The 26,635-nt window shown below is 73.4% G+C and carries 22 protein-coding genes; 19 read left to right on the top strand and 3 right to left on the bottom strand.

Features of this window, described 5'->3' with window-relative positions; translation table 11 throughout:
• Positions 1–31 precede the first annotated feature (31 nt).
• From Msi02_RS01560 to Msi02_RS01530, 7 genes are all read left to right on the top strand, one after another.
• Entirely contained in the window at positions 32–1,066 is a 1,035-nt protein-coding gene (locus Msi02_RS01560) for an LLM class F420-dependent oxidoreductase (protein WP_204046704.1), read from the top strand.
• 74 nt (positions 1,067–1,140) lie between these two features.
• Positions 1,141–2,271 carry an aminopeptidase P family protein gene (locus tag Msi02_RS01555; RefSeq protein WP_308441774.1) on the top strand — a complete coding sequence of 377 codons (1,131 nt, stop codon included), beginning with the start codon at positions 1,141–1,143 and terminating at the stop codon, positions 2,269–2,271.
• Between the two features lie 25 nt (positions 2,272–2,296).
• A complete protein-coding gene (gene efp, locus Msi02_RS01550; RefSeq protein ID WP_079318503.1) occupies positions 2,297–2,857 on the top strand; it encodes an elongation factor P in 561 nt (186 codons plus the stop codon).
• Position 2,858: 1 nt separating this feature from the next.
• Positions 2,859–3,269 carry a transcription antitermination factor NusB gene (nusB, locus tag Msi02_RS01545; protein WP_079318505.1) on the top strand — a complete coding sequence of 137 codons (411 nt, stop codon included), beginning with the start codon at positions 2,859–2,861 and terminating at the stop codon, positions 3,267–3,269.
• Between the two features lie 125 nt (positions 3,270–3,394).
• Positions 3,395–4,117 (top strand): methyltransferase domain-containing protein, encoded by a 723-nt coding sequence (locus tag Msi02_RS01540; protein WP_079318509.1) that lies wholly within the window; start codon positions 3,395–3,397, stop codon positions 4,115–4,117.
• Positions 4,118–4,159: 42 nt separating this feature from the next.
• Complete coding sequence (locus Msi02_RS01535; protein WP_079318511.1) at positions 4,160–5,404, top strand: DNA polymerase IV; 1,245 nt, start codon at positions 4,160–4,162, stop codon at positions 5,402–5,404.
• A 147-nt stretch (positions 5,405–5,551) separates the two neighbouring features.
• Positions 5,552–5,929: an SCO2097 family morphological protein gene (locus tag Msi02_RS01530; protein WP_079318513.1), complete on the top strand. Its 378-nt coding sequence runs from the start codon at positions 5,552–5,554 to the stop codon at positions 5,927–5,929.
• 102 nt (positions 5,930–6,031) lie between these two features.
• Here Msi02_RS01530 and Msi02_RS01525 read toward each other — a convergent pair whose 3' ends face one another.
• The 3 genes from Msi02_RS01525 to Msi02_RS01515 form a co-directional block, all read right to left on the bottom strand.
• Positions 6,032–8,482, bottom strand: a complete 2,451-nt coding sequence (locus Msi02_RS01525; protein ID WP_204046703.1) for a transglutaminase TgpA family protein — start codon at positions 8,480–8,482, stop codon at positions 6,032–6,034.
• A 35-nt stretch (positions 8,483–8,517) separates the two neighbouring features.
• Entirely contained in the window at positions 8,518–9,759 is a 1,242-nt protein-coding gene (locus Msi02_RS01520) for a DUF58 domain-containing protein (protein WP_204046702.1), read from the bottom strand.
• Positions 9,760–9,821: 62 nt separating this feature from the next.
• A complete protein-coding gene (locus Msi02_RS01515; protein WP_079318529.1) occupies positions 9,822–10,802 on the bottom strand; it encodes an AAA family ATPase in 981 nt (326 codons plus the stop codon).
• 479 nt (positions 10,803–11,281) lie between these two features.
• Between Msi02_RS01515 and mraZ the strand changes: the two genes are divergently transcribed.
• The 12 genes from mraZ (at position 11,282) to Msi02_RS01455 (ending at position 26,580) form a co-directional block, all read left to right on the top strand.
• Positions 11,282–11,713, top strand: coding sequence for a division/cell wall cluster transcriptional repressor MraZ (gene mraZ / locus Msi02_RS01510; protein WP_079318531.1), 432 nt, complete (start codon positions 11,282–11,284; stop codon positions 11,711–11,713).
• Between the two features lie 293 nt (positions 11,714–12,006).
• Positions 12,007–12,930 (top strand): 16S rRNA (cytosine(1402)-N(4))-methyltransferase RsmH, encoded by a 924-nt coding sequence (gene rsmH / locus Msi02_RS01505; RefSeq protein WP_204046701.1) that lies wholly within the window; start codon positions 12,007–12,009, stop codon positions 12,928–12,930.
• Positions 12,927–13,787 (top strand): cell division protein FtsL, encoded by an 861-nt coding sequence (gene ftsL / locus Msi02_RS43810; RefSeq protein ID WP_204046700.1) that lies wholly within the window; start codon positions 12,927–12,929, stop codon positions 13,785–13,787. The genes rsmH and ftsL overlap by 4 nt, the downstream gene beginning before the upstream one ends.
• Positions 13,788–14,617: 830 nt before the next feature.
• Positions 14,618–16,348, top strand: coding sequence for a peptidoglycan D,D-transpeptidase FtsI family protein (locus tag Msi02_RS01495; protein WP_239108006.1), 1,731 nt, complete (start codon positions 14,618–14,620; stop codon positions 16,346–16,348).
• A gap of 79 nt (positions 16,349–16,427) precedes the next feature.
• Positions 16,428–17,999, top strand: coding sequence for a UDP-N-acetylmuramoyl-L-alanyl-D-glutamate--2,6-diaminopimelate ligase (locus Msi02_RS01490; protein WP_204046747.1), 1,572 nt, complete (start codon positions 16,428–16,430; stop codon positions 17,997–17,999).
• Positions 18,000–18,062: 63 nt separating this feature from the next.
• The gene (locus tag Msi02_RS01485; RefSeq protein WP_204046699.1) at positions 18,063–19,430 is read left to right on the top strand and encodes a UDP-N-acetylmuramoyl-tripeptide--D-alanyl-D-alanine ligase; all 1,368 of its coding nucleotides are present in this window, start codon (positions 18,063–18,065) and stop codon (positions 19,428–19,430) included.
• A complete protein-coding gene (gene mraY, locus Msi02_RS01480) occupies positions 19,427–20,503 on the top strand; it encodes a phospho-N-acetylmuramoyl-pentapeptide-transferase (RefSeq protein WP_079318295.1) in 1,077 nt (358 codons plus the stop codon). Before Msi02_RS01485 ends, mraY begins: the two co-directional genes overlap by 4 nt.
• Positions 20,485–21,861, top strand: coding sequence for a UDP-N-acetylmuramoyl-L-alanine--D-glutamate ligase (murD, locus tag Msi02_RS01475; RefSeq protein WP_204046698.1), 1,377 nt, complete (start codon positions 20,485–20,487; stop codon positions 21,859–21,861). The genes mraY and murD overlap by 19 nt, the downstream gene beginning before the upstream one ends.
• Entirely contained in the window at positions 21,858–23,351 is a 1,494-nt protein-coding gene (gene ftsW / locus Msi02_RS01470) for a putative lipid II flippase FtsW (RefSeq protein ID WP_204046697.1), read from the top strand. Before murD ends, ftsW begins: the two co-directional genes overlap by 4 nt.
• Position 23,352: 1 nt before the next feature.
• Positions 23,353–24,432, top strand: a complete 1,080-nt coding sequence (murG, locus tag Msi02_RS01465) for an undecaprenyldiphospho-muramoylpentapeptide beta-N-acetylglucosaminyltransferase (RefSeq protein ID WP_079318297.1) — start codon at positions 23,353–23,355, stop codon at positions 24,430–24,432.
• Positions 24,429–25,853, top strand: coding sequence for a UDP-N-acetylmuramate--L-alanine ligase (murC, locus tag Msi02_RS01460; RefSeq protein WP_204046696.1), 1,425 nt, complete (start codon positions 24,429–24,431; stop codon positions 25,851–25,853). The genes murG and murC overlap by 4 nt, the downstream gene beginning before the upstream one ends.
• A gap of 55 nt (positions 25,854–25,908) precedes the next feature.
• Positions 25,909–26,580: a cell division protein FtsQ/DivIB gene (locus Msi02_RS01455; protein WP_079318301.1), complete on the top strand. Its 672-nt coding sequence runs from the start codon at positions 25,909–25,911 to the stop codon at positions 26,578–26,580.
• The last annotated feature ends 55 nt before the right edge of the window (positions 26,581–26,635 follow it).

Raw genomic sequence — 26,635 nt, 5'->3', positions numbered from 1 at the left:
CGACGGGTTCACGCGCGGAAGGACGAAGCGGATGCGGATCGGAATGGCCCTCAACTACTCGGGGGGCTTCAAGGAGACCGTCGCCGAGCTGGCCGACTACGAGAAGGCCGGGCTCGACATCGTGTTCGTGGCCGAGGCGTACAGCTTCGACGCCGTCAGCCAGCTCGGTTACATCGCGGCGAGGACCGAGCGGCTGCAGATCGCCTCGGGCATCCTGCCGATCTACTCCCGTACGCCGGCCCTGCTGGCCATGACGGCCGCCGGCCTCGACTACGTCTCCGACGGGCGGTTCACGCTCGGCATCGGCACGTCGGGCCCGCAGGTCATCGAGGGGTTCCACGGCGTGCCGTACACCGCGCCGCTGGGCCGCACCCGCGAGGTCATCGAGATCTGCCGCAAGGTGTGGCGGCGCGAGCGCCTGCAGTACGCGGGCAAGCACTACACGCTGCCGCTGGAGGGCGGCACCGGCCTCGGCAAGCCGCTCAAGCTGATCAACCACCCGGTGCGCGAGCGCGTCCCGATCGTGATCGCGGCCATCGGGCCGAAGAACGTGCAGCTGGCCGCGGAGCTGGCGGAGGGCTGGGAGCCCATCTTCTTCGTGCCGGAGAAGGCCGGCGACGTGTGGGGCGCGTCGCTCGCCGCCGGGCGGGAGCGCAGGGACCCCGCCCTCGGCGAGCTGGACGTGATCGCCCAGGCCATGCTGGCGATCGGCGACGACGTCGGCGAGATGCTGGAGCTGGGCCGTTCCATGGCCGCCCTCTACATCGGCGGCATGGGCGCCAAGGGCAGGAACTTCTACAACGACCTGGCCCGCCGCTACGGCTACGAGAAGGAGGCCGAGCAGATCCAGGACCTCTACCTGGAGGGCAAGAAGAAGGAGGCCGAGGCGCTGGTGCCCAGGGAACTGCTGGAGCGCATGTCCCTGGTCGGCCCCGAGGGGCACATCAGGGAGCGGCTGGCCGCGCTGCGCGAGGCCGGGGTCACCACGCTCAACGTCGCCCCCATGGCCCGCACCCACGAGGAGCGGGTCCGGCTGATCGAGAAGATCCGCGACCTGGCCTCCTGACCGCCGCCGTCCGAGGCCCCGCGCCCCACCGCCGGGCGGTGGGACGCGCGGGGAGGCGGCGGTAGAGTCCGTCCGTGACCGATGCCGCAGGGACTCACGCCGCAGAAACTCACGCCGCAGGGACCACCGGCGCCGGGGCCGCGGCGATCCATGCCGCGCGCCGCGCGCGGCTGGCCGGGGCGCTGCGCGAGCACGAGGCCGCGGCGGCCCTCGTCACCTGGCCGGTCAACGTCCGCTACCTGACCGGTCTCGGCAGCTCCAACGCCGCCGTGCTCGTCACCGCGACGGGCGAGGCCGCGCTCGCCACCGACTCGCGCTACCTGGAGACGGCCCAGGCGGTGTGCTCGGGCGTCGAGGTGATCGAGGACCGCGACGTCGCGGGGGCCCTGCTCAAGCGGGGCCCGGGTGCGGCGCGGATCGCGGTGGAGGCCGACCACATGCCGGTGGGGTTGTTCCAGCGGCTGTCGGCCGAGCACGCGGGCCTCGGCCCGGTCGGCGGCCTCGTGGAGGCCGTCAGGGCCGTGAAGGACGAGGGGGAGATCGCGGCGCTGCGCCGCGCCTGCGCGATCACCGACGAGGCGTTCTCCCTGGTCGTGGAGCGCATCACCCCCGGCGTCACCGAGCGGGAGATCGCCCGGTGGCTGGAGGCCGCCATGGTCGAACTCGGCGCCGACAAGCCGGCCTTCGACTCCATCGTGGCGAGCGGCCCCAACGGCTCGATCCCGCACCACTCGCCCTCGGACCGGCAGGTCGAGCGGGGCGACCTGGTGACCATGGACTTCGGCGCCCGCTACGACGGCTACCACGCCGACATGACCCGCACGGTCGCGGTGGGCCCGCCCGCCGCGTGGCAGCGCGACCTCTACGACCTCGTACGGCAGGCCCAGCGCGCGGGCCGCCACGCCGTACGGCCGGGGGCGACGGCGCACGAGGTGGACGCCGCGGCGCGTGACGTGATCGCGGAGGCGGGTCACGCCGAGAGGTTCGGCCACGGGCTGGGCCACGGAGTCGGCCTGGAGATCCACGAGCTGCCGTTCCTTGGCCCTGGCAGGACCGGTAGACTAGAGGATCGAGTTCCGATCACCGTCGAGCCGGGGGTCTATCTCCCGGGCAGGGGCGGTGTGCGCATCGAGGACACGCTTGTGACGCGTGGTGACGGGCCGGAGCTTCTCACACTGACGACCAAGGAGCTGCTCGTCCTGTAGGGCAGCCGCACGCGGGAGACGCTACGTGGCGACGACGAACGACCTGAAGAACGGACTCGTGCTCAAGCTCGACGGTGGGGAGCTGTGGACCGTTGTCGAGTTCCAGCACGTCAAGCCGGGTAAGGGCGGCGCGTTCGTCCGCACCAAGCTCAAGAACATCCTGTCCGGGAAGGTCGTCGACAAGACCTTCAACGCCGGCGTGAAGGTCGACGTGGCGAACGTCGACAAGCGCGACATGCAGTACTCCTACCTCGACGGCGACGACTTCGTGTTCATGGACACCGAGACCTACGACATGGTCAACGTCCCGCGCGACGTGGTGGGCACCGCCGCCAACTACATGCTGGAGAACACGACCGCGACCGTCGCCTTCAACGAGGGCAACCCGCTGTACGTCGACCTCCCGGCGGCCGTGGAGCTGACGATCTCGCACACCGACCCGGGCCTGCAGGGCGACCGCTCCACCGGCGGCACCAAGCCCGCCACCCTGGAGACCGGCGCCGAGATCAAGGTCCCGCTCTTCATCACGACCGGCGAGAAGGTCAAGGTCGACACTCGCACCGGCGAGTACCTCGGTCGGGCCTGACGTGTCGGCTCGGGGGAAGGCCCGCCGCCGCGCGCTGGACGTTCTCTTCGAGGCCGAGGCCCGGCAGGTGAGCCCGCTCAACGTGCTCGCCGAGCGGGTGGAGCGGGCGGACCCGCCGGTCAACGAGTACACCTCCTTCCTCGTCGAGGGGGTGGTCCGGCACCTGGACCGCATCGACGAGCTGATCTCGACGTACGCCGAGGGCTGGACCCTGGAGCGCATGCCGGCCGTGGACCGCAACGTCCTGCGCGGCGGGACCTACGAGATGCTGTGGTCGGAGGAGGTTCCGGAGGGCGTGGTCATCAGCGAGTGGGTGCACCTGGCCGCGGAGCTGTCGACCGACGAGTCGCCGCAGTTCGTCAACGGACTGCTGGCCCGCTTCAAGCAGCTCAAGCCCTCGCTTTCGCTCTGACCCCACGGCCCCTCGGTCCGACGGCCCCGGAAGCTCCGACAGCTCCTGCGGCTCCTGCGGCTCTCCGAGAGGCCGACAGCTCCGAATGACCGACAGCCCCGAGAGGCCCGACAGGGAGGCCGTAAGTGCGTGACGCCACACGCCGCGCCGTCGTCTGGGAGGCGCTGCGCGCGCTCCTGGCCGAGCGGACGGCCGCCACCGGGCGCGACACGCTCGACATCGTGGACGCCGGAGGCGGCACGGGCGGCTTCGCCGTGCCGCTGGCCACGCTCGGGCACGCCGTGACCGTGGTCGACCCCACCCCCGACTCGCTGGCCGCGCTCGAGCGCCGCGCCGCCGAGACGGGCGTCGGTGTGAAGGGCCTGCAGGGCGACGCCGCCGACCTCGGCGACCTGCTGGAGCCCGGCAGCGCCGACCTGGTCCTGTGCCACAGTGTGCTGGAGTACGTCGAGGACCCGGCGGGCGCGCTGGGCGCGGTCGGCGGCATCCTGCGGCCGGGCGGCGTGGTGAGCGTGCTGGCCGCCAACTCGGTCGCCGCGGCCGTCCACCGCTCGCTGGCCGGCCACTTCGACGAGGCGCGCCGGGTGCTTTCCGACCCGGCGGGCCGCTGGGGCGACCGCGACCCCACGCCGCGCCGCTTCTCCCGGGAGACGCTGGGCGCGCTGCTTGCCGGTGCCGGGTTCACCGTCGGCGAGGCGCACGGCGTGCGGATCTTCGCCGACCTCGTCCCCGGCATGCTGGCCGAGAGCGACCCCGAGGGACTCGTCGCGCTGGAGCGGGCGGCGGCGACTCATCCCGTGCTCCGCGACGTCGCCACCCAGATCCACGTCATCGGCTACCGCCAGTAGAAACAATGTTCGGATAGCGCGGCGGTCGGGTAGGGTGACCTCATGTCCCGGAACCAGCTGCTGCCTCGGGATCCGTCGCCACCGCCGGACGGCCCGGTCGACGACAGCGGCTGTCCCATCCTGCACGTGGACATGGACGCCTTCTACGCCAGCGTCGAGCTGCTCGACCGCCCGGAGCTGCGGGGCACCCCGGTCATCGTCGGCGCCACCGGCGCGCGCGGCGTCGTGCTCAGCGCCACCTACGAGGCCCGCAGGTTCGGGGTCCACTCGGCGATGCCGATGACACGGGCCCGGCGCATCTGCCCGCAGGCCACGGTCATCCCGCCGCGCCACGGCAAGTACGCCGAGGTGTCCCGCGGCGTCATGGAGATCTTCCAGGCGATCACCCCAGAAGTGGAGCCGATCGCCTCCGACGAGGCGTTCCTCGACGTTGGTGGCGCCCGCCGCAGGCTCGGCAGCCCCGCGGCCATCGCCCGGATGATCCGCGCCCAGGTCTCCGAGCGTTTCGGCATCACCTGCTCGGTGGGGGTGGCGAGCACGAAGTTCGTGGCCAAGCTCGCCTCGCGCCAGTGCAAGCCGGACGGCCTGCTCGTGGTCCCGGCCGACCGGGTCGTGGAGTTCCTGCACCCGCTGCCCGTCGCCGCCCTGTGGGGCGTGGGAGAGCGCACCGAGCAGGCCCTCGTACGGCTCGGCATCCGCACCGTGGGGGATCTGGCCCAGGTGCCGGTGGCGACGCTCCAGCGCGAGTTCGGCGCCGTCGGCGCGCACCTGGCGGCCCTGGCCTGGGGGCGCGACGAGCGCCGGGTGGTGCCGCACGCCCCCGACAAGAGCATCGGCAACGAGGAGACGTTCCCGCACGACGTCGACGACCCGGAGACGATCAGGCGTGAGCTGCTGCGGCTGTCGGAGCGGGTCGCCGCGCGCCTGCGGGCCGGCGGGCACGTCGGCCGCACGGTCAGCGTCAAACTCCGCCGATCCGACTTCACGACCATCACCCGGTCGCGTACGCTGCGCGAGGCGACCGACGTCGCGAAGGAGATTTTCGACACATCATGCGAGCTCTACGAGGCCGCCGGGCTGGAGCGGGTGCGGTTGCGGCTCGTCGGCGTGCGGGTGGAGAACCTGTTCCCGGCCGCCGCGGCGACGCGTCAGCTGGGCCTGGGGGAGCGGGAGACGGGCTGGCGGGAGGCCGAACAGGCCATGGACCGGGCGGCCCGCCGTTTCGGTCCGGACGCGGTGAAGCCGGCATCGCTTGTTCGGCGTCCGTTTGGTCCAATAGGTCCATGACGTCACCTCCGGTTTGGACCGCGTTGGACGTTTTCTTTCGCCTACGTCTGAGGCCTCGTATTCTGGGGATAACCGACCGCGAGGTTCGGACACCCCGTGTCGTCCGTTGCCGTCTTCCCCTGAATGGGGCCGTCCTTGGGAGGCGCCGTGCCGCTGTCTGAGCACGAGCAGCGCTTGCTCGACCAGATCGAGCAGGCCCTCTATGCCGAGGACCCGAAGTGGGCGAACACCGTACGGATCAGCGATCCGCGCAGCCACTACAAGCGCCGCCTGGTGAAGGCCTCCATAGGCTTCGCACTCGGCGTGGTCCTGCTGATGGTCGGCGTCGTCGCGGCCCAGATCTGGCTCGGTGCCGCCGGCTTCGTGGTCATGCTGGCCACCTGCCTGTGGGGCCTGTCGAGCTGGAAGCGCATGAACGGGTTCGGTGACTCCCCGCCGTCCCGCAACCGCGGCCGCCGCCCCCAGCGCCAGAGCTTCATGGAGCGCATGGAAGAGCGCTGGCGCCGCCGCCACGACGAGCACTGATCCCCATCTGAGCCACCGCTCCCCATCCGAGGCAACGCCGGTGGGCCCGCTCAGCGGGCCCACCGAGTCGTCTGCGGCGACCGGCCGCGAATCAGCGGCGGATCAGCGGCGGGCGCCGGTCAGGGTCCGCTCCCTCGCGGCATCGCCGGCTCCGGCCCCTGTGGCGCCGGGACGCTCCGGAGTCGTGGCCGTCCCCTGAGTCCCGCCGGGCCGTGCCCGCCAAAGCCGGGGCCGCAGTCCCTCCAGCCGGTCGAACACGTCGAGCGCGCCCTCGCCGGCCGCCCGCACCCGCCGCAGGACGGACATCGGGGCGAGCACGGCCCCCAGGCGCCGCCACCGTGAGGCCCTCGGCGCCAGATCGCGCCTGATCCGGCGCAGGTCCGCGGGAACGGGCCCCGACGCCGAAGGCGTGGGAGCGTACCTGAGCCGCTCCTCCGAGGTGACGACGCGGGTGAGCGACTCGGCGGCCTGCGGGCCGAGCGCGTACCGCTCGGCGATCCGGCGGCCGAGCGCGCGCGGCGTCTCGCTCGGCTCTCCGGCCATTCCCAGGTCGGTGAGCACGTCGCGCAGCTCGGCCCAGGCCGCGTGGCCTCCCGACGCCGTCCGCGTCATCCGGCGAAGGCGCCGGCGGCGCACCATGAGCCGCGCGGCGGCGGGCAGCAACAGCAGCGCGAGCGCCGCGGCGGCGCCGATCCCGATCTTGACGGCGACGGGCGTGCCCGGGTCGGCCGCGATGGCCGTGCCGTCGAGGTCGCGGTCGAGCTGGCGCGGGTTGGGCCGGGCCGGCCCGGCGCTCTGGCCGCTGTCGTCCTCCTCGTTCGACGACGGCCCGTCGGACGGGCCCGTCGTGGGATCGGCCGTCGGTGTGATGGGCAGCGAGTACAGCGGCACCTGGGCCGTGCCCTGCCCGCCGGCCCCGGCGGGGGTGGGCTCGAACCGCAGCCAGCCGATTCCGTCGAAGAACAGCTCCGGCCACGCGTGGGCGTCGTGGGTGCGGACCGTCCACACGTCACCGATCTTGGTGCCGCCCGTGTAGCCGATCGACACCCGCGCCGGGATGTTGAGCAGCCGCGCCATCACGGCCATCGCCCCCGCGAACTGCTCGCAGTAGCCGGTGCGGTCACGCAGCAGGAAGCGGGACAGCGCCTGCGCGCCCGATCCGGACGCGCGCACGTCGTAGGTGAACCGGCCTGCCCGGGTGAACCACTCCTGCAGCGCGACCGCGGCCTCGTACGGCGTGGCGGCGTCGGCGGTCACCCGGCGCGCGAGAGCGGCCACCCGGGGGTCGAGCCCGTCGGGCAGCTGCAGGTAGCGCTCGCTCTCCGGGAGGGTCACCGCCGTGCGCAGCTCGGTCGTGCTGGGATCGGGCTCCTCGGTCACCACCCGGTATTCGAGCCCGGCCGCCTCGTCGTGCGCGGAGAAGACCATGAGCGAGGCCCGGTCGGCGCGCCAGTCGCCGTCCGCGTCCACCTGCCGTGCCGGGTAGGGCAGCGGCAGGAAGTTGAGCTTGTCGATGTCCTCGCTCATCGTGACCCGCATCTCGGCCCGCTTCACCGGCACCCCGGGGCGGAGCCCCGGAGTGGGCGGCAGCGGCCCCTCCGACACCCGGTCCTCCTGGAGCCCCCGCAGCGGGGACAGCGTCCACTTCGTCCCGTCGAAGATGTCGAGCGAGTAGATCCGCAGGTAGCGCGGCACGTCGTCGCTGCTGGTGTAGGTGAGCACGGTCGCGTTGCTCTGCTGCCTGAGCTGGCCGCCGAGTTTGGCGATGGCGTCGGGGATGCCGATGTTGCCGCCGCCCCCGCCGAGGCCGTTGCCCACGCCGAAGCCGAACAGCGGATCGGGCGAGAGCGCCGGCAGGAACGCGGGCACCAGGACCGCCAGCACGATCGCCGTCACGCCGATGCGCTTGCCGGACAGGGCGAGCCGCTCGGTGTCGGGGGCCGCGCCGCGCCCGGAGCCGGAGGAGCGGCGCACCACCACGGCCCGGCCCCAGCGGCTCAGCCGCTCCCGCCCGTCGGTGACGAGCAGGCCGATGTAGCCGAACGCCGCGATGACGAACGCGATCCACCCGATCGGCTCCGTGATCACCGCCGCGGGCACGGTGAACAGGGCGAGCAGCGGCAGCCCGGCCAGTGCCGCCCGGCGCAGCCGCACCGCGAAGACGTCCACGAGCAGGGCGATCAGCGCCACGCCCGCCGTGGCGAGCAGCGTGATGCCGGGGTTGTCCGGCACCGGGGCGGCGTACCGCTGGATGTCGTCGAACCCGGCGCCGACCAGCTCGGCGAGCCGGACGAGCGAGTCCTTGGTCGGGACGATGCGCAGCCACGCCTCGTCCGGCGTGAAGACGAGCGTCAGGTAGAGCAGGACCGCCACGGGCGTCACGGCGGGCGCCACCCACGGACGGGCGCCCATGCGGGAGGCCACCGCCCCGGCCACGGTGGTGACGAGGATCGCCCCCATGCAGGACCAGAACCAGGTGCCGCCCTCGAAGAGCGGGTAGAGCGTGATCGTGACGGCCGCCGTGGCCAGCCCCGCCGCTACCGGCAGTTTCATCGCTTCCTACCTTCCGTCACGCCGGAGCGGCCGGCTCAGGCCGCGCTCCTGTTGTTTCCGGCCTCCGGCCACACGCCGGCGAGCGAGGCGCCGGCGGGCAGGTCGAGCACCCGCCACCCGCCGCCGGTCAGCACCGACCGCGCGGCCCGCGCGTTCTCCGCGGCGACGGCGTCCCAGGAGGCGCCGTCCCAGGAGGCGAGGTCGAGCAGGACCGCGACGGCGGTCACGCCCGAATGCCTGAGCCGGGCGAGAGCCAGGGCCTCCTCCGGGTCGAGCGCCCCGAGGACCGCGATGATCAGCCCCTCCCCGCCGCCCTGGCGCAGCGCGCCGACGCCGTGCTCCAGCGAGCGCGCCGTGCTCTGCCGGATGACGGCGAGCGTGTCCAGCAGCGACCACGACTGGCCGGTGTCCACCACGTGCCGCGCGCCCTGGTCGGTGACCAGGCGCAGCGCGAGCCCCTCCGCGGACAGGTGCACGCCGATGGACGCGGCGGCGGAGACCGCGACCTCGAACGACGAGCGCGGCCCCTCGCCCCGGTGGGCGTGCCTGCGGGTGTCGAGCAGCAGCGCGCCCCGGCTCTGCCGCTCCTGCTCCTCGCGCCTGACCATCAGCTCGCCGCGCCGCGCGGTCGAGCGCCAGTGGACCCGGCGCAGGTCGTCGCCCTGGCGGTACTCGCGGGGCGCCACGTCGTCGTCGCCCGCCGCCGCGACCGACCGCGTACGGCTGTCGCCGCCGCCGCTGTACTCGCCCGACAGGCGCACCGGCGGCAGCGGCACCACCTCGGGAGTGACCACGAGCGTGTCGGTGATGGTGAACGAGCGGGTCAGCTCGACCAGCCCGAACGGGTCGGCGATCCGCACCGAGAGCGGCCCGATCGGGAAACGCCCGCGCAGGTCCGAGCTCACCTTGTAGTCGATCTCCCGGACGCCGCGCGACTCCATCCGGTCGAGGACGAACCTCGGCCGCGTGCCCAGCGCGTACTGCAGGGTGTCCTCCACCAGCAGCAGCCCGGTGGGCAGCCGGGTGATGTTCTCCAGCCGCAGGGTGACCGTGCTGTCCTCGCCGGCCTGCACCCGCGCCGGGCTCAGCCGCCTGGCGCAGGCCAGCCGGTAACGCGTGCGCGCCACGACCAGCGACGCGAGCAACGGCATCGCGGTGATCAGTACGGCGACGCGCAGCAGATCCTGCTCCCCGAGGACGAGGGCGCACAGCAGGGCCGCCACGCCGGAGGCGAGGAACGAGCGTCCCCGCGGGGTCAGAGCCTTCAGCCCGCTCATGGGCCCTCCGTCACTTGCTAACAGTCACATCGCCGGGCGTGCGCCCGGCTCACTCGCGTCCGCTACTTGGCGTCGGGGACGGGGACGCGCCGCACCAGCTCGCCGACGAGCTGTTCGGGGAGGCGGCGCTGCCCCTGCGCCTCCAGGCTCGGCAGCAGGCGGTGCGCCAGCACGGGGACGGCCAGGTCCTGCAGGTCGTCCGGGATCACGTAGTCGCGGCCGGACAGCGCGGCGTGGGCCCGCGCGCTGCGCACCAGATGCAGCGTCGCCCGGGGGGAGGCGCCCAGCCGCAGGTCGGGGGAGTGCCTGGTGGCCGCCACCATGTCGACGGCGTAGCGCTTGACCGGCTGGGAGACGTAGACCGCGCGGACGGCCTGGATCAGCGCGACGACCTCGGCCGTGGTCGCGACCGGCTCCATCTTGTCCAGCGGCTGTGAGGCGCCGTGCACGTCGAGCATCTCCAGCTCGGCGGCCTGCTCCGGATACCCCATCGCGATCTTGGCGGTGAAGCGGTCGCGCTGCGCCTCCGGGAGGGGATAGGTGCCCTCCATCTCGATCGGGTTCTGCGTCGCGATGACCATGAACGGCGACTCCAGCGCGTAGGTCACGCCGTCGACCGTGACCTGGTGCTCCTCCATGCACTCCAGGAGGGCGGACTGCGTCTTGGGGGAGGCGCGGTTGATCTCGTCGCCGACGACGATGTTGGCGAAGACCGGTCCCGGCTTGAACTCGAACTCCCGCGTCTGCTGGTTGTACGCGCTGACGCCGGTGATGTCGCTCGGTAGCAGGTCGGGGGTGAACTGGACGCGCTTGACGGGGCAGTCGATCGAGCGCGCCAGGGCCTTGGCGAGCATCGTCTTGCCCACGCCGGGCACGTCCTCGATCAGCAGGTGGCCCTCCGCCAGGAGCACGGTGAGAGTAAGGCGGACGACGTCGCTCTTGCCCTCGATCACCGATTCGATCGAGTTGCGGATCCGGTGGGCGGTGTCGATCAGATCCTCGAGCCGGGCTGAAGCATCGGTGACGTCGGGAGTTACTGCCACCAGGCCTCCATGAGGGTGCGTCCCCGAGAATGGGGCATTAAACGTTCCTTTTCCATTCTGTGTACCGACCCTATGTCCCCTGTGGTTCCAGGGCGACTTTGTCCAGAAATCCGGGGTGAACTGCCCACAGTGTTGTGGCGTCTCTTCACGGTCGCGTGGCGCGTTCGTCCGAATCCCGTGACACGTGAAGCCGGGGCGCCCCCGGCGCGCTCCACTTCCCTCCACCGGGCTCCCGCCCGCCCCCGGGAACCCCGTAGGGACCGGGGTTTCCGGCGCGCCGACACGCCCGTGCGCGGGCCGGGGGGCGGCGCGGCGCCCCACTCCGACCCACTCCATTTCACCTGCGGAAACGCCGCCGATTTTGAATGCCGACACGTTCAGAATCAGTTGACGGTGGGGAGAAGTGGAGTATGGTGGTGCGCAGTGGAGGGCAGGGGCTATAGCGCTGAGCGCTCCACAAGGCACAGGAGGTGGGTCCGGTGTTCCTCGGCACCCACCACCCGCGCCTCGACGACAAAGGACGGCTGTTCCTGCCGGCGAAGTATCGCGAGGAGCTGGCGGAGGGTCTGGTGATCACCAAAGGCCAGGAGCGCTGCCTCTACGTCTTCCCCGTAGAGGAGTTCCAGCGCATCACCGAGGCCCTGCGTACCGCTCCGGTGACGGCGAAGGCGGTCCGCGACTACAGCCGTGTCTTCTTCGCCAGTGCGTCCGACGAGGTGCCGGACAAGCAGGGACGCATCACGATTCCCCAGACGCTGCGGCGTTACGCCGGGCTGGAACGTGACTGCGTCGTGATCGGCGCCAACACGCGACTGGAGATCTGGGACGCCCAGGCATGGGACACCTACCTGGAGGCTCAGGAGCAGGCATTCTCCGACCTGTCGGAGGAGGTGCTGCCCGGGATTCTGTAGATCGGTCCTTTTCCTTTTGATCAATTGACCCGTCGGTGACGTTCGGCGAGGTCTCCACCCGCTCCCATGTGGCAGCTGATGCACCTTCCCCGGTGTCAGACGCCACGGCCGGCGACGCGGATGGGGACCTGGCCGGACGGGTCGGTTCTCCGATTCTCCGGGAACCGGCATGGGTGGGGGTCCGTTGGGTAGTCACCGGCGGCACAGCCGCGAATCCGCGAGTACTGCGGCGTAAATGGGGGTTGGAAGCGTTGTCGTACGAGCCCGGTCAGCCGGGTGGTCACGTTCCGGTCATGCTCGATCGCGTGCTGGAGTTGCTCGCTCCGGCACTGTCCGGACCGGAGCCGGTGGCCGTGGACGCCAACCTCGGTCTCGGCGGGCACGCCGAGGCGCTTCTCGCCGCCCATCCCTCCCTCCACCTCGTCGGCATCGACCGCGACCCCACCGCCATCGAGCGCTCCACCGCCCGGCTCGCGCCGTACGCGGACCGGATCACTCTGGTGCGCGCCGTCTCCGACGAACTGGCCGACGTGCTCCGTGACGCCGGACGGCCCCGCGTGAACGCCGCGCTGTTCGACCTCGGCGTGTCCTCCCCTCAGCTCGACGAGGCCGAGCGCGGTTTCGCCTATTCCTACGACGCCCCCCTCGACATGCGGATGGACCGCGAGCAGGAGCTCACCGCCGAGCGCGTCGTGAACACCTACTCCGCCGCGGACCTCACTCGCATCCTGCGCGACTACGGCGAGGAGCGCTTCGCGGCACGCGTCGCGAACCTCATCGTCAAGGAGCGCGCCAAGGACCCCATCACCAGCACGAAACGGCTTGCCGACCTGGTCCGCGCGGCGATACCCGCCGCCACGAGGCGGACCGGGGGCAACCCGGCGAAGAGAACGTTCCAGGCGCTGCGCATCGAGGTGAACGGAGAGCTGTCGGCGCTCGAGCACGCGCTCCCGGCCGCGCTCGACGCGCTGGCGCTGGGCGGGCGCGTGGTCGTGCTCGCCTACCACTCCCTGGAGGACCGGCTCACCAAGCAGGTCCTCGTGGCGCGAACCAAGGACACCAGCCCTCCCGGGCTGCCGGTCCCCCTGGAGGCTCACCAGCCCCGGTTCCGCCTTCTGACGAGGGGAGCGGAGCTCCCGGACGACGAGGAGGTGGCCCGCAACCCGCGGGCGGCCTCGGCCCGCTTGCGGGCGGCAGAGAGGATCCGCGAGGGATGAGGACAGAGCAGGAGAGCAGGAGGGCGGCCGAGCGCACGGCCGCGCCGCCGCGCGTGCCCGGCCGCACGCCGGGCCGGACCGCCGCGACGGCGGGCGAGGCCGTCGCCGCTCCGGAGAAGCGCCGCGTCCGCCCCGGCGCGCCCACGGCGGGCGACGACCGCGCGCGCGAGGCCGTCCCGGCTCCCCGGCCGGGCGCGGACGGCCGGCTCCGCCGTGAGGCGGCCCCGGCGTCCCGGAAGGCGCGTTCGGACGCGCGCCGGGGTGAGGCGGCCGCGGCCGCCCGGCCGGGTGGCGCGCCGGCGGCGTCCGCCGGATCCGTCGCGGCCCCGAAGCGCGACGGCGCCCGGGCGCGTACGGCCGCCCCTGCCACCTCCACCCCCGCCACTTCCGGCACGGCCGCATCCCGTACGGCCACCCGCCCAGCGCCGTCCCGTGAGGCCCGGAGCCTCACCGAGGTCGCACCCGCTCCGCGGCGCGCCCCGCGCGGCGGCCCGGAAACCCGGACGGCGGCGAGCGTGCGTGCCACAATGGCGCGGCGGGCGTTCCGGCGGCCGCCGCGTGCGCCGTTCGTGCTGCTCGTCGTGGGCCTCATGTGCGGCGGCCTGGTGACCCTGCTGCTGCTCAACACGGTCCTCGCGCAGGACTCGTTCAGGCTGAGCGACCTGCGGTCGAGCATCGACGAGCTGCACGAGCAGGCGGCGGAGCAGGAGAACCAGCTCCGCCAGTGGACGCAGCCGGGCCCGCTGGGCGATCAGGCCAGGGCGCAGGGCCTCGACCCCGACACGTCCGCGCCGAAGTTCATCAAGACGGGCGACGCGGCGCAGGAGCAGGCCCAGAAGGAGGGCACGGACCGGTGAGAGACAGCGGCCGGAACCCGGGTCCCGGCCGCGGGGGTCCCAGCGGGCGAGGCGGTGGCCAGGGCCCGGGCGGTGACAGGAGGAGCCCGGGCTCCCCGGGGCGGCCGTCCCGCCAGGACGGGCCGCCGAGGCCCGGCCGCCCCGGCAGGCCTTCCGATGACCCCGGACGGGACGACGCGACGGGCGGCCCGCCCCGGCGCGGCCGGCCCGGCGGCGCCCAGGAAGGCGGAGGCAGGCAGGGCGGCGGCCGGGCGGACGGCGGGCGCGACGATGCCCGCAACGGCCGCACCGGAGAGTCGCCCGGCAGGCGCCGGTCCGCGCCGGGCGGGCCCGTTCCGCCCGCTCGCGCCCCGCGAAGGGGCGAGCCCGGCATGCCCGGCGGCGGTCCGCGCCGCGTCGTCGCGCAGCACCCGGCCCCCGGTGAGGGGCGTCCTCGCGGCGCTGCCGGAAAGCCCGGCGCTCCCGGAAAGCCCGATGCCCCCGGAAAGCCCAGTGTCCCTGGAAAGCACGGTGCTCCCGGAAAGCCCGGCGCTGCCGGGAAGGCCGGGGCTTCCGGCAGGCCCGGCGTCCCGGGAAAGTCCGGGGCTCCCGGCAGGCCCGGCGCCCAGGGGACACCGGGCGCCCCCGGAGACGGCGCTCCGGCGAAGGCAGGGGCCCCGGGCAGGACCGGCGTACCGCGGCCGCCCGCGCCCGGCGGGACGGGCGGGACCGGCGTGGGCCGTCCCCGCACCGGCGGCGCTCCGTCGCGCCCCCAGCGCCCGCCGGGTCCGCAGCGTTCTCCAGGTCCACAGCGTTCTTCGGGGCCTCCGGGTCCGCCTCGTCCGCCTGCCGTGCTCCGGCTGGGCAACCCCGTCCGGCGGCTGAGGGCGGCGCTCGTGGTGATGGCGATCGTGCTGTCGCTGTTCGCCGGCCGGCTGGTCCAGCTCCAGGGCTTCGACTCCAAGGTGCTCCAGGCCAGGGCCGCGGAGCAGCGCGTACGGCCCGAGACGCTGCCGGCGCGGCGCGGCTCGATCACCGACGCCGGGGGCCACGACCTCGCCGTGACGGTCGAGGCCAGGGAGATCTACGTCGACCCCAAGGACGTGGACGCGGACAAGCGCGACCTGGTCGCCACCACGCTGGCACGGGAGCTGAACAAGCCCAAGGAGGAGATCTCCGCCGCGCTGGCCAAGACCACCCAGCGGTACATCCCGCTGGCCCGCGACGTGGAGCCGCCGCGGGCCAAGCGCATCATGGGCTTCGAGCTCAAGGGCGTGGGCATGAAGGAGACCTACCGCCGCCTCTATCCCGGCGGCTCGCTCGCGGGCGGACTGCTCGGCTTCGTCGGCGTCGACGGCAGGGGCCTGGAGGGCCTGGAGAGCGCGTACGACGACCTCCTGGCGGGCAAGGACGGCAAGCAGAGCGTCGAGCTCGGCGCGAACCGGCAGCGCATCCCGATGACGCGCAGCCAGCGCGAGGCGCCGGTGCCCGGGCGGGACGTGCGGCTGACCATCGACAGGGACATCCAGTGGGCCGCGGAGCAGGCGCTGGACCGGCAGGTCCGCGCGACGGGGGCGCGCAGCGGCAGCGTGATCGTCATGGACGTGCGGACCGGGCAGATCCTCGCCATGGCGAACGCGCCCCAGGCCAACCTCAACGACTGGCAGTCGGCCCCGGCCGAGGACCGCGCCAACCGCGCGGCGTCCGAGGTGTTCGAGCCCGGCAGCACCAACAAGGTGATCACGGCCGCGGCGGCGATGGAGGCGGGCGTGGTCACCCCCGACACCGTCTTCCGCGTGCCCGACCACATCCAGTGCGCCGACCGGCAGCTCAGGGACGCCCACCCGCACAAGCCCGAGCCGCTCACGTTCACCGGGATCCTCGCCGAGTCGAGCAACGTCGGCACGATCATGGTATCCGACAAGATCTCCAGCCAGCGGCTGTACGACATGTTCCGGTCCTTCGGATTCGGCGCGCGCAGCGGGTCGGAGGTCCCCGGCGAGCAGGCCGGCCTGCTGCCGCAGTGGCAGACGTGGTCGGGCAGCCAGCGCTGTACGATCGCCTACGGCCAGGGCATCTCGGTCACCGCGCTGCAGATGGCCAGCGTCTACCAGACGATCGCCAACGGTGGAGTGCGGATCACCCCCTCGATCGTGGCGGGCACCACCGACGAGCACGGCGCGTTCGTCCCCAGCCCCGCGGCCAAGAGCACGCGGGTGATCAGCGAGACCACCGCCAAGAAGATCGCGCTGATGCTGGAGGCCGCGGTGGGCCACGAGGGCACGGGAGAGGAGGCCTCCATCGAGGGCTACCGTGTCGCGGGCAAGACCGGCACCGCCATGCGGTACGACGAGAAGTGCGCGGGATACTGCGGGTACACCGCCACGTTCGTCGGCTTCACCCCCGCGGACCAGCCCCGGCTGATGGCCCTGGCGGTCATCCAGGATCCGAAGAAAGGCCACTACGGCGGCGCCGTCGCCGCCCCGGTGTTCAAGGACGTCATGACTTTCGCGTTGAAGAACAGGAAGATCCCTCCGACCGGTACGAAGGCGCCCGCGATGGTCCTTCGCCCGTCGGAGTGACGGCGGAGTGACCGGAGCCGGAGTGGCCGGGGTGAGCGACGGAGGGGGGTACGCTCTCGCCGTGCGTTCCCCGTCGTCCATGCGTCCCGAGGCCGTCCAGGCCCGTCCGCTGTCCGCGCTGGCGTCCCTGCTCGGCACGTCGTCGGCCGTCCCGTCGCCCGGAGCGCGGGCGGTCCGCGGCACGGTCACCGGCATCACCCTCGACTCGCGCCGGGTGCGGCGCGGCGACCTGTACGTGGCCGTGCCCGGCAAGGCCCGGCACGGCGCGGAGTTCGCCGGCGACGCCCTGGCGTCGGGCGCGACGGCGATCCTGACCGACGAGGAGGGCCGCGACCGGGCCGTCGCGACCGGGCTGCCGGTGCTCGTCGTGCCCGACCCGAGGGCCGTGCTCGGACAGGTGGCCGCCTGGGTGTACGGCAAGCCGGCGGCCGGCATCACGCTCATCGGCGTCACCGGCACCAGCGGCAAGTCCACCTCGACGTTCCTGCTGGAGGCGGGACTGCGGGCGGCGGGTCACCGCACCGGCCTGGTCGGCGGCGTGGAGATCCGCGCGGGCGACGTGCGGTTCACCCCCGAGCTGACCACCCCGGAGGCGACCGACCTGCAGGGGCTGTTCGCGCTGATGCGCGAGCGGGGCGTGAGCGCGGCGGCCATGGAGGTCTCCAGCCACGCCCTGGCCCTCGGCCGCGTGGACGGCCTGTTCTACGACGTGTCGATCTTCACCAACCTCTCCCAGGACCACCTGGACTTCCACCGCGACCTGGACGACTACTTCGCGGCCAAGGCGCGCCTGTTCACCCCCGAGTTCAGCCGGGCGGGCGTGGTGAACATCGACGACGCCCACGGACGGGAGCTGGCCGCCATGGCCAAGATCCCCATCACCACGTTCTCCGCCACCGGGGCGCCGGAGGCCGACTGGCGCGCCGAGGACGTGCGCCTCGGCGCGGCCGGCAGCGCGTTCCGCCTGGTCGGTCCCGGCGGGGTCGAGGCCGAGGTGTCGGTGGCCCTGCCCGGCCCGTTCAACGTGGCCAACACGCTCGGCGCGCTGGTGGCGTTGGTGGAGGCGGGGGTCCCGCTGCAGGCCGCGGTGACCGGCGTCGGCGAGTTCGCCGGCGTGCCGGGCCGGATGGAGCGGGTGCCGGGCGCGGACGACGTCCAGGTGATCGTGGACTACGCGCACAAGCCGGGCGCGGTGGAGTCGGTGCTGTGCTCGCTGCGCGCCGTGCTCGACGACGGGCCCGGCGGCCGGCTGGTGATCGTGCTGGGCTGCGGCGGCGACCGCGACCGCGGCAAGCGCCCGATGATGGGCGAGGCCGCCGTCCGCCTCGCCGACCTGGCCGTGTTCACCAGCGACAACCCTCGTACGGAGGACCCGCTCGCGATCCTCGCCGCGATGCTGGAGGGCGCGCTGCGGGTACCTGTCCAGGAGCGGGCCCACGTAATCGTGGAGCCGGACCGGGCGGCAGCCATCCGCCTGGCCGTCGGCGGTGCGGCCCCCGGAGATGTGGTAGTTGTGGCCGGCAAGGGGCACGAGCAGGGGCAGTATGTCGGGGGCGAGGTCATTCCCTTCGACGACCGCGAGGTGGCCGCCGCCGCCATCGCGGAGCGGAGCCGGGCGCGGCGGGCGGCGCGGGAGGCCGCCGATGCGTGAGCCGATGCCGGGCCGTGCCCTGGCGGCCGAGTTAGCGACGCGAAAGAGAGCAGGAAAGACACCATGATCCCGTTGCCGCTGGCCCGGGTCGCCGAGATCACGTCCGGAGCGTTGAACGGGGCGGCCGACCCCGCGGCCGTGGTCCGGGGGCCCGTCGTGATCGACTCACGGGCGGCCGGACCGGGCTCGCTGTTCGTGGCGATCAAGGGTGAACGGGCCGATGGGCACGACTTCGCCCGGCAGGCCCACGACGCCGGCGCCGTCGCCGTCCTCGCCACCCGGCCCGTCGAGGCGCCCGCCGTGATCGTGGCCGACCCGCTCGCGGCCCTGGCCTCGCTCGCCACCGCCGTGCTGTCGGAGCTGCCCGGCACGACCGTGGTCGGGGTGACCGGATCCGCGGGCAAGACCACGACCAAGGACCTGCTGGCCGGTCTCGCCGCCCGGCTCGGCCCCACGGTCGCCCCCGTCGGCTCGTACAACAACGAGATCGGCCACCCGCTGACTGTGCTCAAGGCCGACGAGACCACCGGATTCCTGGTCCTGGAGCTGAGCGCGCGCAGCGTCGGCCACATCGCCTACCTGGCGAGGATCGCCCCGCCCCGCATCGGCGTCGTGCTCAACGTGGGCACCGCGCATCTCGGGGTGTTCGGCGGCAAGGAGGCGATCGCGCAGGCCAAGGGCGAGCTCGTCGAGGCGCTGCCCGCCGACGGGGTCGCCGTGCTCAACGCCGACGACCCGCTGGTGCGCGCGATGGCCGGCCGTACGAGCGCGCGGGTGACCTACTTCGGGCGCTCGCCGGAGGCGCACGTGCAGGCGGAGGACGAGACGCTCGACGCGACCGGCCGCGCCTCGTTCACGCTGCGCACGCCGTCCGGCACCGCCCCGGTCCGGCTGCGCCTGTACGGCGCGCACACCGTGGAGAACGCCCTTGCCGCGGCGGCCGCCGCGCACGAGCTGGGGCTGCCGGCGGCCGCCATCGCCGAGGAGCTGTCGGCGGCCGAGCCGCGCAGCCGCTGGCGCATGGAGGTCAGCGAGCGGCCCGACGGCGTGACCGTGATCAACGACGCCTACAACGCCAACCCCGACTCCATGCGGGCCGCCTTCGGCAGCCTCGCGGTGATGGGGGAGGGGCGGCGGCGGTTCGCGGTGATCGCCGCGCTGCGCGAACTGGGCGAGGAGAGCGCGGCGCTGAACGAGGACCTCGGGCGGCTGGCCGCGGGCGCGGGCCTGGAGGCCGTCGTCGTCGTGGGGGAGGACGCCGAGCCGGTGCTGCGGGGCGCGCCCGGCGCGATCCACGTCCCGGACGCCGCGGCGGCGGCTCGGGAGTTGTCGGACCGGCTCGCGCCGGGCGACGTGGTGCTGGTGAAGGGGCCGCGTGCGGCCGGGCTCGAGCGGGTCGCCGAGGCGATCCTCGGAGGTGACGCCCGGTGAGGAACATCCTCATCGCGGGGGCGATCTCGCTGATGCTGTCCATGGTCGGCACGCCGCTGGCCATCCGGCTGTTCGCCCGCAGGGGCTACGGCCAGAACATCCGGGAGGAGGGCCCGTCGGGGCACTACGACAAGAAGGGCACTCCCACGATGGGCGGCACGGTGATCGTCATCGCGTCGCTGATCGGTTACTTCGTGGCCCACGGGGTGACCGTCTTCTCGGCCGCCACCGACCCTCCGACGGCATCGGGACTGCTGGTGCTGTTCCTGATGACGGGCCTCGGCGCGGTCGGCTTCCTCGACGACTTCATCAAGATCTACAAGCAGCGCAGCCTGGGCCTGCGCAGCGGCGCCAAGGCGGGCGGGCAGCTCGTCGTCGGCGCGATCTTCGCGGTGCTGGTCCTGCGGTTCCCCAACGCCTACGCCGTCACCCCGGCGGACACGCACGTGTCGTTCCTGCGGGACATCGGGCCGTCCATCGGGCTCATCGGTTTCATGATCTGGGTCGTGTTCTTCATCGTGGGCTTCTCGAACGCGGTGAACCTGACCGACGGGCTCGACGGCCTGGCCTCCGGCGCCACCTGCCTGGTCCTCGCGGCGTACGTGCTGATCGGCAACTGGCAGCTGCGCAACAGCTGCACGACGGTCGGCTTCGGCCCCAACTGCTACTGGGTGCGAGACCCGCTCGACCTGGCGGTGGTCGCGGCGGCGGTGCTGGGCGCCTGCCTGGGCTTCCTGTGGTGGAACGCCCCGCCCGCCAAGATCTTCATGGGCGACACCGGCTCGCTGGCCCTCGGCGGCGTGATCGCCGGTCTGGCCTTCACCACCCGGACCCAGCTCCTGCTCGTCATCCTGGGCGGCCTGTTCGCGATCATCACAATGTCGGTGATCATCCAGGTCGGGTCCTTCAAGCTGACCCGCAGACGCGTGTTCCGGATGGCGCCGCTCCAGCACCACTTCGAGCTGTCGGGCTGGGCCGAGACGACCATCGTGGTGCGCTTCTGGCTGATCGCCGCCCTGTGCGTCGCCGCCGGTCTCGGTCTGTTCTACCTCGAATGGATGCCGAAACAGTGAACGTCGTCGTCGCCGGCCTCGGCGTGTCGGGCGCCGCCGCGGCGCGGGCCCTGGCGGCGCGCGGCGAGCGCGTGACCGTGCTGGAGGCCGCGGACGGCGAGCGGCAGCGCGCGACGGCCGCCGAGCTCGCCGAGCTGGGCGTGGAGGTGCGCTTCGGCGAGCCCGCCCTGCCCGCCGGGACCTCGCTCCTGGTCACCTCGCCGGGCTGGCGCCCCACGCACCCGCTGCTCGTCGCCGCCGCGGACGCGGGCGTCGAGGTCATCGGAGAGGTCGAGCTGGCCTGGCGGCTGCGCCAGGAGCCCGCGGCCCCCTGGCTGGCGCTGACCGGCACCAACGGCAAGACCACCGCCGTCCGCATGCTCACGTCCATGCTGTCCGCCGCCGGGCACAAGGCCGTGGCCGTGGGCAACGTCGGCGTCCCGATCGTGGAGGCCGTCGACGGGCCGTACGACGTGCTGGCCGTGGAGCTGTCGAGCTTCCAGCTCCACTGGTCCTCGACCCTGGGCCCGCTCGCGGCGGCCGTGCTCAACGTGGCGCCCGATCACATCGACTGGCACGGCTCGATGGAGGAGTACGCCGCGGCCAAGGCGCGCGTCTACGCGGGAGCGGGGACGGTGGTCTACAACGCCGACGACGCGTGGTCGTCCCGCCTGGCCGAGCCGTACGCCTCTCGGGTGGGCTTCACACTCGCCGTGCCCCGGCCGGGGCAACTGGGCGTCGTGGAGGACCTGCTGGTCGACCGGGCCTTCGTGGCCGACCCCGCGACCTCGGCGGAGGAGCTGGCCTGCCTCGCCGACGTGCGGCCGTTCGCGCCCCACAACGTCGCCAACGCGCTCGCCGCCGCCGCCCTGGCCCGCGCGTACGGCGTGCCGCCCGAGGCCGTACGGCGCGGCCTGCGGGAGTTCACGCCCGACCCGCACCGGATCGCCCACGTGGCCCGGGTCGGCGAGGTCGACTACGTGGACGATTCCAAGGCCACCAACCCGCACGCGGCCGCCGCGTCCCTGGCCGCCTACGAGTCGATCGTGTGGATCGCGGGCGGCCAGCTCAAGGGCGCCGACGTCGACGACCTCGTACGGCAGGCCGCGCCCCGGCTGCGCGGCGCGGTGCTGCTGGGGACCGACCGGGATGTGATCCGCCGCGCATTGGCGCGACACGCCGCGAATGTCCCCGTGGTGGACGTGCCCGGGCAAGACACTGGGGTCATGGACCGTGTCGTCACCGAAGCCGCCCGGCTCGCCACCCCGGGTGACACCGTGCTGCTCGCCCCCGCCGGGGCGTCACTGGACATGTTCGCCGGTTACGGAGCGCGTGGGGAGGCGTTCGCCCGAGCCGTGCAGCGGCTGGCGGCCCGGTGACGGGCCCCGCGACCGGCTCCGCCGGCGCCGCCACCGCGCGGAAGGCGGAGCGCCGGGGGCCCGAGCCCGTCGGCTGGGCCGGCGCCCAGCTCGCCGCGCTGCGCGAGCTGCTGGGCCGCCCGCTGACGTCCTACCACCTGGTGCTCGGCTGCAGCGCGCTGCTGCTGGCGCTCGGGCTGATGATGGTGCTGTCGGCGTCGAGCATCGAGGCGCTGCAGCGGACCGGCGACCCGTTCTACTGGTTCCTCAAGCAGGTCACGTCGGTGGCGATCGGGCTCCCCCTGATGTGGGTTTGCTCCCGGCTGCCGCAGCGGTTCTTCCGCCTGGCCGGCTATCCGCTGATGGGCCTGGCGATCCTCGGCCTGCTGATGGTCATCTTCCTCGGTCAGGAGCTGCTGGGCGCCCAGCGGTGGATCGTCATCGGCCCGTTCTCGGTCCAGCCGTCTGAGCCGGCGAAGCTGGCCCTGGTGCTGTGGGGCGCCGACCTGCTGGCGACGCGGGCGCGCGCCGGCCGCATCGAATGGCGCCAGCTGCTGATCCCGCTCATGCCGGGCGTGGCCCTGCTGGCGGTCCTGGTCATGCTCGGGCGCGACCTCGGCACCACGCTCGTGCTCATGATGATCTTCCTGGCGCTGCTGTGGGTGGTCGGCGCGCCGGTGCGGCTGTTCGGCGGGATCCTCGCGCTGCTCGCGCTGGCGACCGCCACTATGATCATCGCCGAGCCGTACCGGCTCGACCGGCTGACCGGCTTCCTGCACCCGTGGGACACCGCGCAGAACGAGGGGTTCCAGTCCGTCCAGGGGCTCATGGCGATCGGGTCGGGCGGCTGGTTCGGCATCGGGCTGGGCGCCAGCCGGCAGAAGTGGAACTATCTGCCCCACGCCGAGAGCGACTTCATCTTCTCCATCATCGGCGAGGAGCTCGGGCTGATGGGGACGCTCGTCGTGGTCGCGCTGTTCGGCCTGCTCGGCTATGCCGGGCTGCGCATCGCCATCCGGACGAAGGACCCCTTCGTCCGGCTGTCGGCCGCCGCCGCCACCGCCTGGATCGCCGGGCAGGCCGTCGTCAACATCGGCGCGGTCATCGGGGTCCTCCCGGTCACCGGCATCCCGCTGCCCCTGGTGTCGTACGGCGGATCGGCGCTGCTGCCGACGCTCGCCGCGCTCGGCATGCTGGTGTCGTTCGCCAAGCAGGAGCCCGGAGCGGCCGAGGCGCTGGCCGCCCGTGGCCCGGGACCGGTCGCGCGGGCTCTAAGCTGGCTTGGCCTGAACCGCGCCGGGCGGCGGCCCGCGGCCTCGCGGGCAGCGGCCCGGCAGCAGGCCGCACGGCCGCGGACGGCACGAAGAGGAACGACAGGGAACGGATCCGGGAACATCCGCGACAAAATCCGGAAAGACGTCCGCGAGAACGTCCGCGGCAATATCCGCGAAGACGTCCGCGAGAACATCCGCGAGAACATCCGCGAGAACATCCGCGAGAACAGGGAGTGACATGAGGGTGGTCCTCGCCGGCGGCGGGACGGCCGGCCATATCGAGCCGGCGCTCGCGCTGGCCGACGCGCTTCGCCGGCTCGACCCGAGGATCGGCATCACCTGCCTCGGCACCGAGCGCGGCCTGGAGACCCGCCTGGTGCCCGCCCGGGGCTACGAGCTCGAACTCGTGCCCGCCGTGCCGCTGCCCCGCTCGCTCAGCCCTCAGCTCCTCACCGTGCCCGGCCGCCTCGCCGGGGCCATCGGCAGCGCCGCGGGCATCCTCGACAAGGTCGGCGCGGACGTCCTGGTCGGCTTCGGCGGGTACGTCGCCACGCCCGGCTACCTCGGCGCCCGGCGGCGCGGCGTGCCGATCGTGGTCCACGAGGCCAACCCCCGGCCCGGCCTGGCCAACCGGCTCGGCGCCCGCCTCACCGAGCACGTCTTCACCGGCCACCCGGACGCCGTGCTCCCGAACGCCGAGTACATCGGCATCCCGCTGCGCCGCGAGATCAGCATGATGGACCGCCTGTCGATGGGCGACAAGGCGCGGTCGTACTTCGGGCTGGAGTCCGACCGGGTGACGCTGCTCGTGTTCGGCGGCTCTCAGGGCGCCCGCTCGATCAACCAGGCGGCGCTGGAGGCCGCGCCCTACCTGCGGGCGGCGGGCGTCCAGGTGCTGCACGTGATCGGGCCCAAGAACACCGTCGAGGTGGAGCCCCCGCCGGGCGACCCGCAGTACGTCATCCTGCCGTACGTCGACCGGATGGACCTCGCCTACGCCGCCGCCGACCTCGTGCTGTCCCGCGCGGGCGCCATGACCTGCGCCGAGCTCACCGCCGTGGGGCTGCCCGCGGCGTTCGTGCCGCTGCCGCACGGCAACGGCGAGCAGCGCCTCAACGCCGAGCCCATCGTGCGGGCCGGGGGCGGCCTGATGGTCGACGACGCGAACCTGTCGGCCGCCTGGATCGTCCAGACGCTGCTGCCGATCCTGAACGACCCCGAGCGCGTGGTCGCGATGTCCGAGGCCGCATCGCGGATGGGCCGCAAGGACGCCGACATGGCGCTCGCCCGCAAGGTGCTGGAGATCGCTCACCGATGAGTCTCGTCAAGCTCGTGGATCCCGTCCCTGCGGCCGACCTGGGGCGGGTGCACTTCATCGGCATCGGCGGCGCCGGGATGTCCGGCATCGCCAGGATCCTGCTCAAGCGGGGCGTGCCGGTGTCGGGCAGCGACGCGCGGCCCTCCGAGCTGCTGGCCGAGCTGCGCGAGCTGGGCGCCGTCATCCACGTCGGCCACGCCGCCTCCCACATCAAGGACGTGGACACGGTCGTGGTGTCCACCGCCATCCGCGACTCCAACCCCGAGCTGGGGGAGGCGCTGCGGCAGAACCTGCGGGTGATCCCGCGTGCCGCCGCGCTGGCCTCGGTCATGACCGGCCGCACCGGCATCGCCGTCGCCGGCACGCACGGCAAGACCACGACCACCTCGATGCTGACCGTGGCGTTGCAGAAGTGCGGCGAGGACCCGTCGTACTGCGTCGGCGGGCAGCTCGTGACGACCGGGCTCGGCGCCGACGACGGCGCGGGCGAGGTGTTCGTGGCGGAGGCCGACGAGAGCGACGGCTCGTTCCTCATGCTCGCGCCGCGCATCGCCGTGGTGACCAACGTCGAGGCCGACCACCTCGACAACTACGGCGACCCCCAGGCCGTCCACGACAGTTTCGCGCGTTTCGTCGAGCGGATCGAGTCGCTGCTCGTGGTGTGCGCCGACGACCCGGGCGCCGCCGCCCTCGTGCCCGTCGCGCGGGAGCGCGGCCTCACCGTCGTCACGTACGGCGAGAGCGCCGGCGCCGACCTGCGCACGACCGACGTGGTGCCGCGCGGCCTCGGCGTGGAGTTCGGTGTGGAGCTCGGCCCCGCCGCGCCCGGGGGACCGGGACGAGGCGAGGTGCGCCTCGCCGTGCCGGGCCGGCACAACGCGCTCAACGCCACCGCGGTGATCGCCGTGGCGCTCCACCTCGGCCTGCGCTTCGACGACGTCAAGGAGGGCCTGGCCGCCTTCACCGGGGCCAAGCGGCGGTTCGAGTCCAAGGGCGAGGCCGCGGGCGTGACGGTCTTCGACAGCTACGCCCACCACCCGACCGAGCTGACCGCCGACCTGCGCGCCGCCCGCGACGTCGTGACCGGCGACGGCCGGGTCATCGCGGTCTTCCAGCCGCACCTGTACTCGCGCACCCGGTTCTTCGCCGACGAGTTCGGCGCGGCGCTCGGCCTCGCCGACGAGGTGGTCGTGCTGGACGTGTACGGCGCGCGCGAGGACCCCGAGCCCGGGGTCTCCGGCGCGCTGGTCGCGGGGAAGATCCCGCTTCCCGGCGAGCGGGTCGTCTACGCGCCCGACCGGCAGGCCGTGCCGGCGCTCGTCGCCGGCCGGGCCCGTGCCGGGGACATCGTGCTGACGATGGGCGCGGGAGACGTGACGGAACTCGGCCCGAAGATCGTCGCGGAGCTGTCCGCCCGGTGATCCGGCCCGTGATCCGCACCCTGATCCGCACCGTGACCCGGAGCGTGGGGGACCGGTGAGGCGGGCCGTCCGGCGTTCGGCCCTCGCCACCCTGCTGACCGGCGGGGTGGTGGGCGTCGCCACGTGGGTGGTGTTCTTCTCGCCCGTCCTCGGCGTGCGGGAGGTCGAGGTCACCGGCAACAGCCGGATCCCCGCCGAGCAGTTGCGGCAGGCCGCGGGGGTGCGTACCGGCACGCCGCTCGCCACGGTGGACCTCGCCGAGGTCGAACGGCGGGTGCGGGCGATGCGCGAGGTCGAGTCGGCCACGGCCGACCGCGGCTGGCCGGGAACGCTGCGCATCAACGTGGTCGAGCGCGTCCCCGCCGCCGCCGTGCCCATGGGCGTGACGACCGCGGTGATCGACCGGTACGGCGTCGTCCTGCAGCAGGTGACCGTGGCCCCGCCCCGGCTGCCGGTGCTGCGCGTCCAGCGGGCCGCCGTGGACGACCCCGCCACCAGGGCCGGGCTCACCGTGCTGCGGGCGCTGCCGGAAAGCGTCCTGGAGCGCCTGCGGGAGCTGCGCGTCGCCTCGCCCCGGTCGATCACGCTCAAACTCACCGACGGCCGTACGGTCCTGTGGGGGGACGCGGGGCGCTCGGCGCAGAAGGGACGTGTCCTGCTCGCCGCCCTCGCCAAGCCGGGAACCAGCTACGATGTCAGCTCGCCGCAGGTGGTGACGGTCAAGTGAGATATCTCACGGGCCGTGAACACATGATCCGGGTCCGCCCCGGAGCAGGGCATCG

It is taken from the genome of Microbispora siamensis, from assembly GCF_016863095.1.
GTDB lineage: Bacteria > Actinomycetota > Actinomycetes > Streptosporangiales > Streptosporangiaceae > Microbispora > Microbispora siamensis.
The sequence above is the reverse complement of the archived record's forward strand: the minus strand, read 5'-3'. Positions and strand labels throughout refer to the sequence as shown.

Coding starts and splice junctions, on each gene's coding strand:
- Msi02_RS01560 (WP_204046704.1), top strand. CDS start 32: ATGCGGATCGGAATGGCCCTCAACTACTCGGGGGGCTTCAAGGAGACC.
- Msi02_RS01535 (WP_079318511.1), top strand. CDS start 4,160: ATGTCCCGGAACCAGCTGCTGCCTCGGGATCCGTCGCCACCGCCGGAC.
- Msi02_RS01525 (WP_204046703.1), bottom strand. CDS start 8,482: ATGAAACTGCCGGTAGCGGCGGGGCTGGCCACGGCGGCCGTCACGATC.
- Msi02_RS01520 (WP_204046702.1), bottom strand. CDS start 9,759: ATGAGCGGGCTGAAGGCTCTGACCCCGCGGGGACGCTCGTTCCTCGCC.
- rsmH (WP_204046701.1), top strand. CDS start 12,007: ATGCTCGATCGCGTGCTGGAGTTGCTCGCTCCGGCACTGTCCGGACCG.
- ftsL (WP_204046700.1), top strand. CDS start 12,927: ATGAGGACAGAGCAGGAGAGCAGGAGGGCGGCCGAGCGCACGGCCGCG.
- Msi02_RS01490 (WP_204046747.1), top strand. CDS start 16,428: ATGCGTCCCGAGGCCGTCCAGGCCCGTCCGCTGTCCGCGCTGGCGTCC.
- Msi02_RS01485 (WP_204046699.1), top strand. CDS start 18,063: ATGATCCCGTTGCCGCTGGCCCGGGTCGCCGAGATCACGTCCGGAGCG.
- murD (WP_204046698.1), top strand. CDS start 20,485: ATGGATGCCGAAACAGTGAACGTCGTCGTCGCCGGCCTCGGCGTGTCG.
- murG (WP_079318297.1), top strand. CDS start 23,353: ATGAGGGTGGTCCTCGCCGGCGGCGGGACGGCCGGCCATATCGAGCCG.
- murC (WP_204046696.1), top strand. CDS start 24,429: ATGAGTCTCGTCAAGCTCGTGGATCCCGTCCCTGCGGCCGACCTGGGG.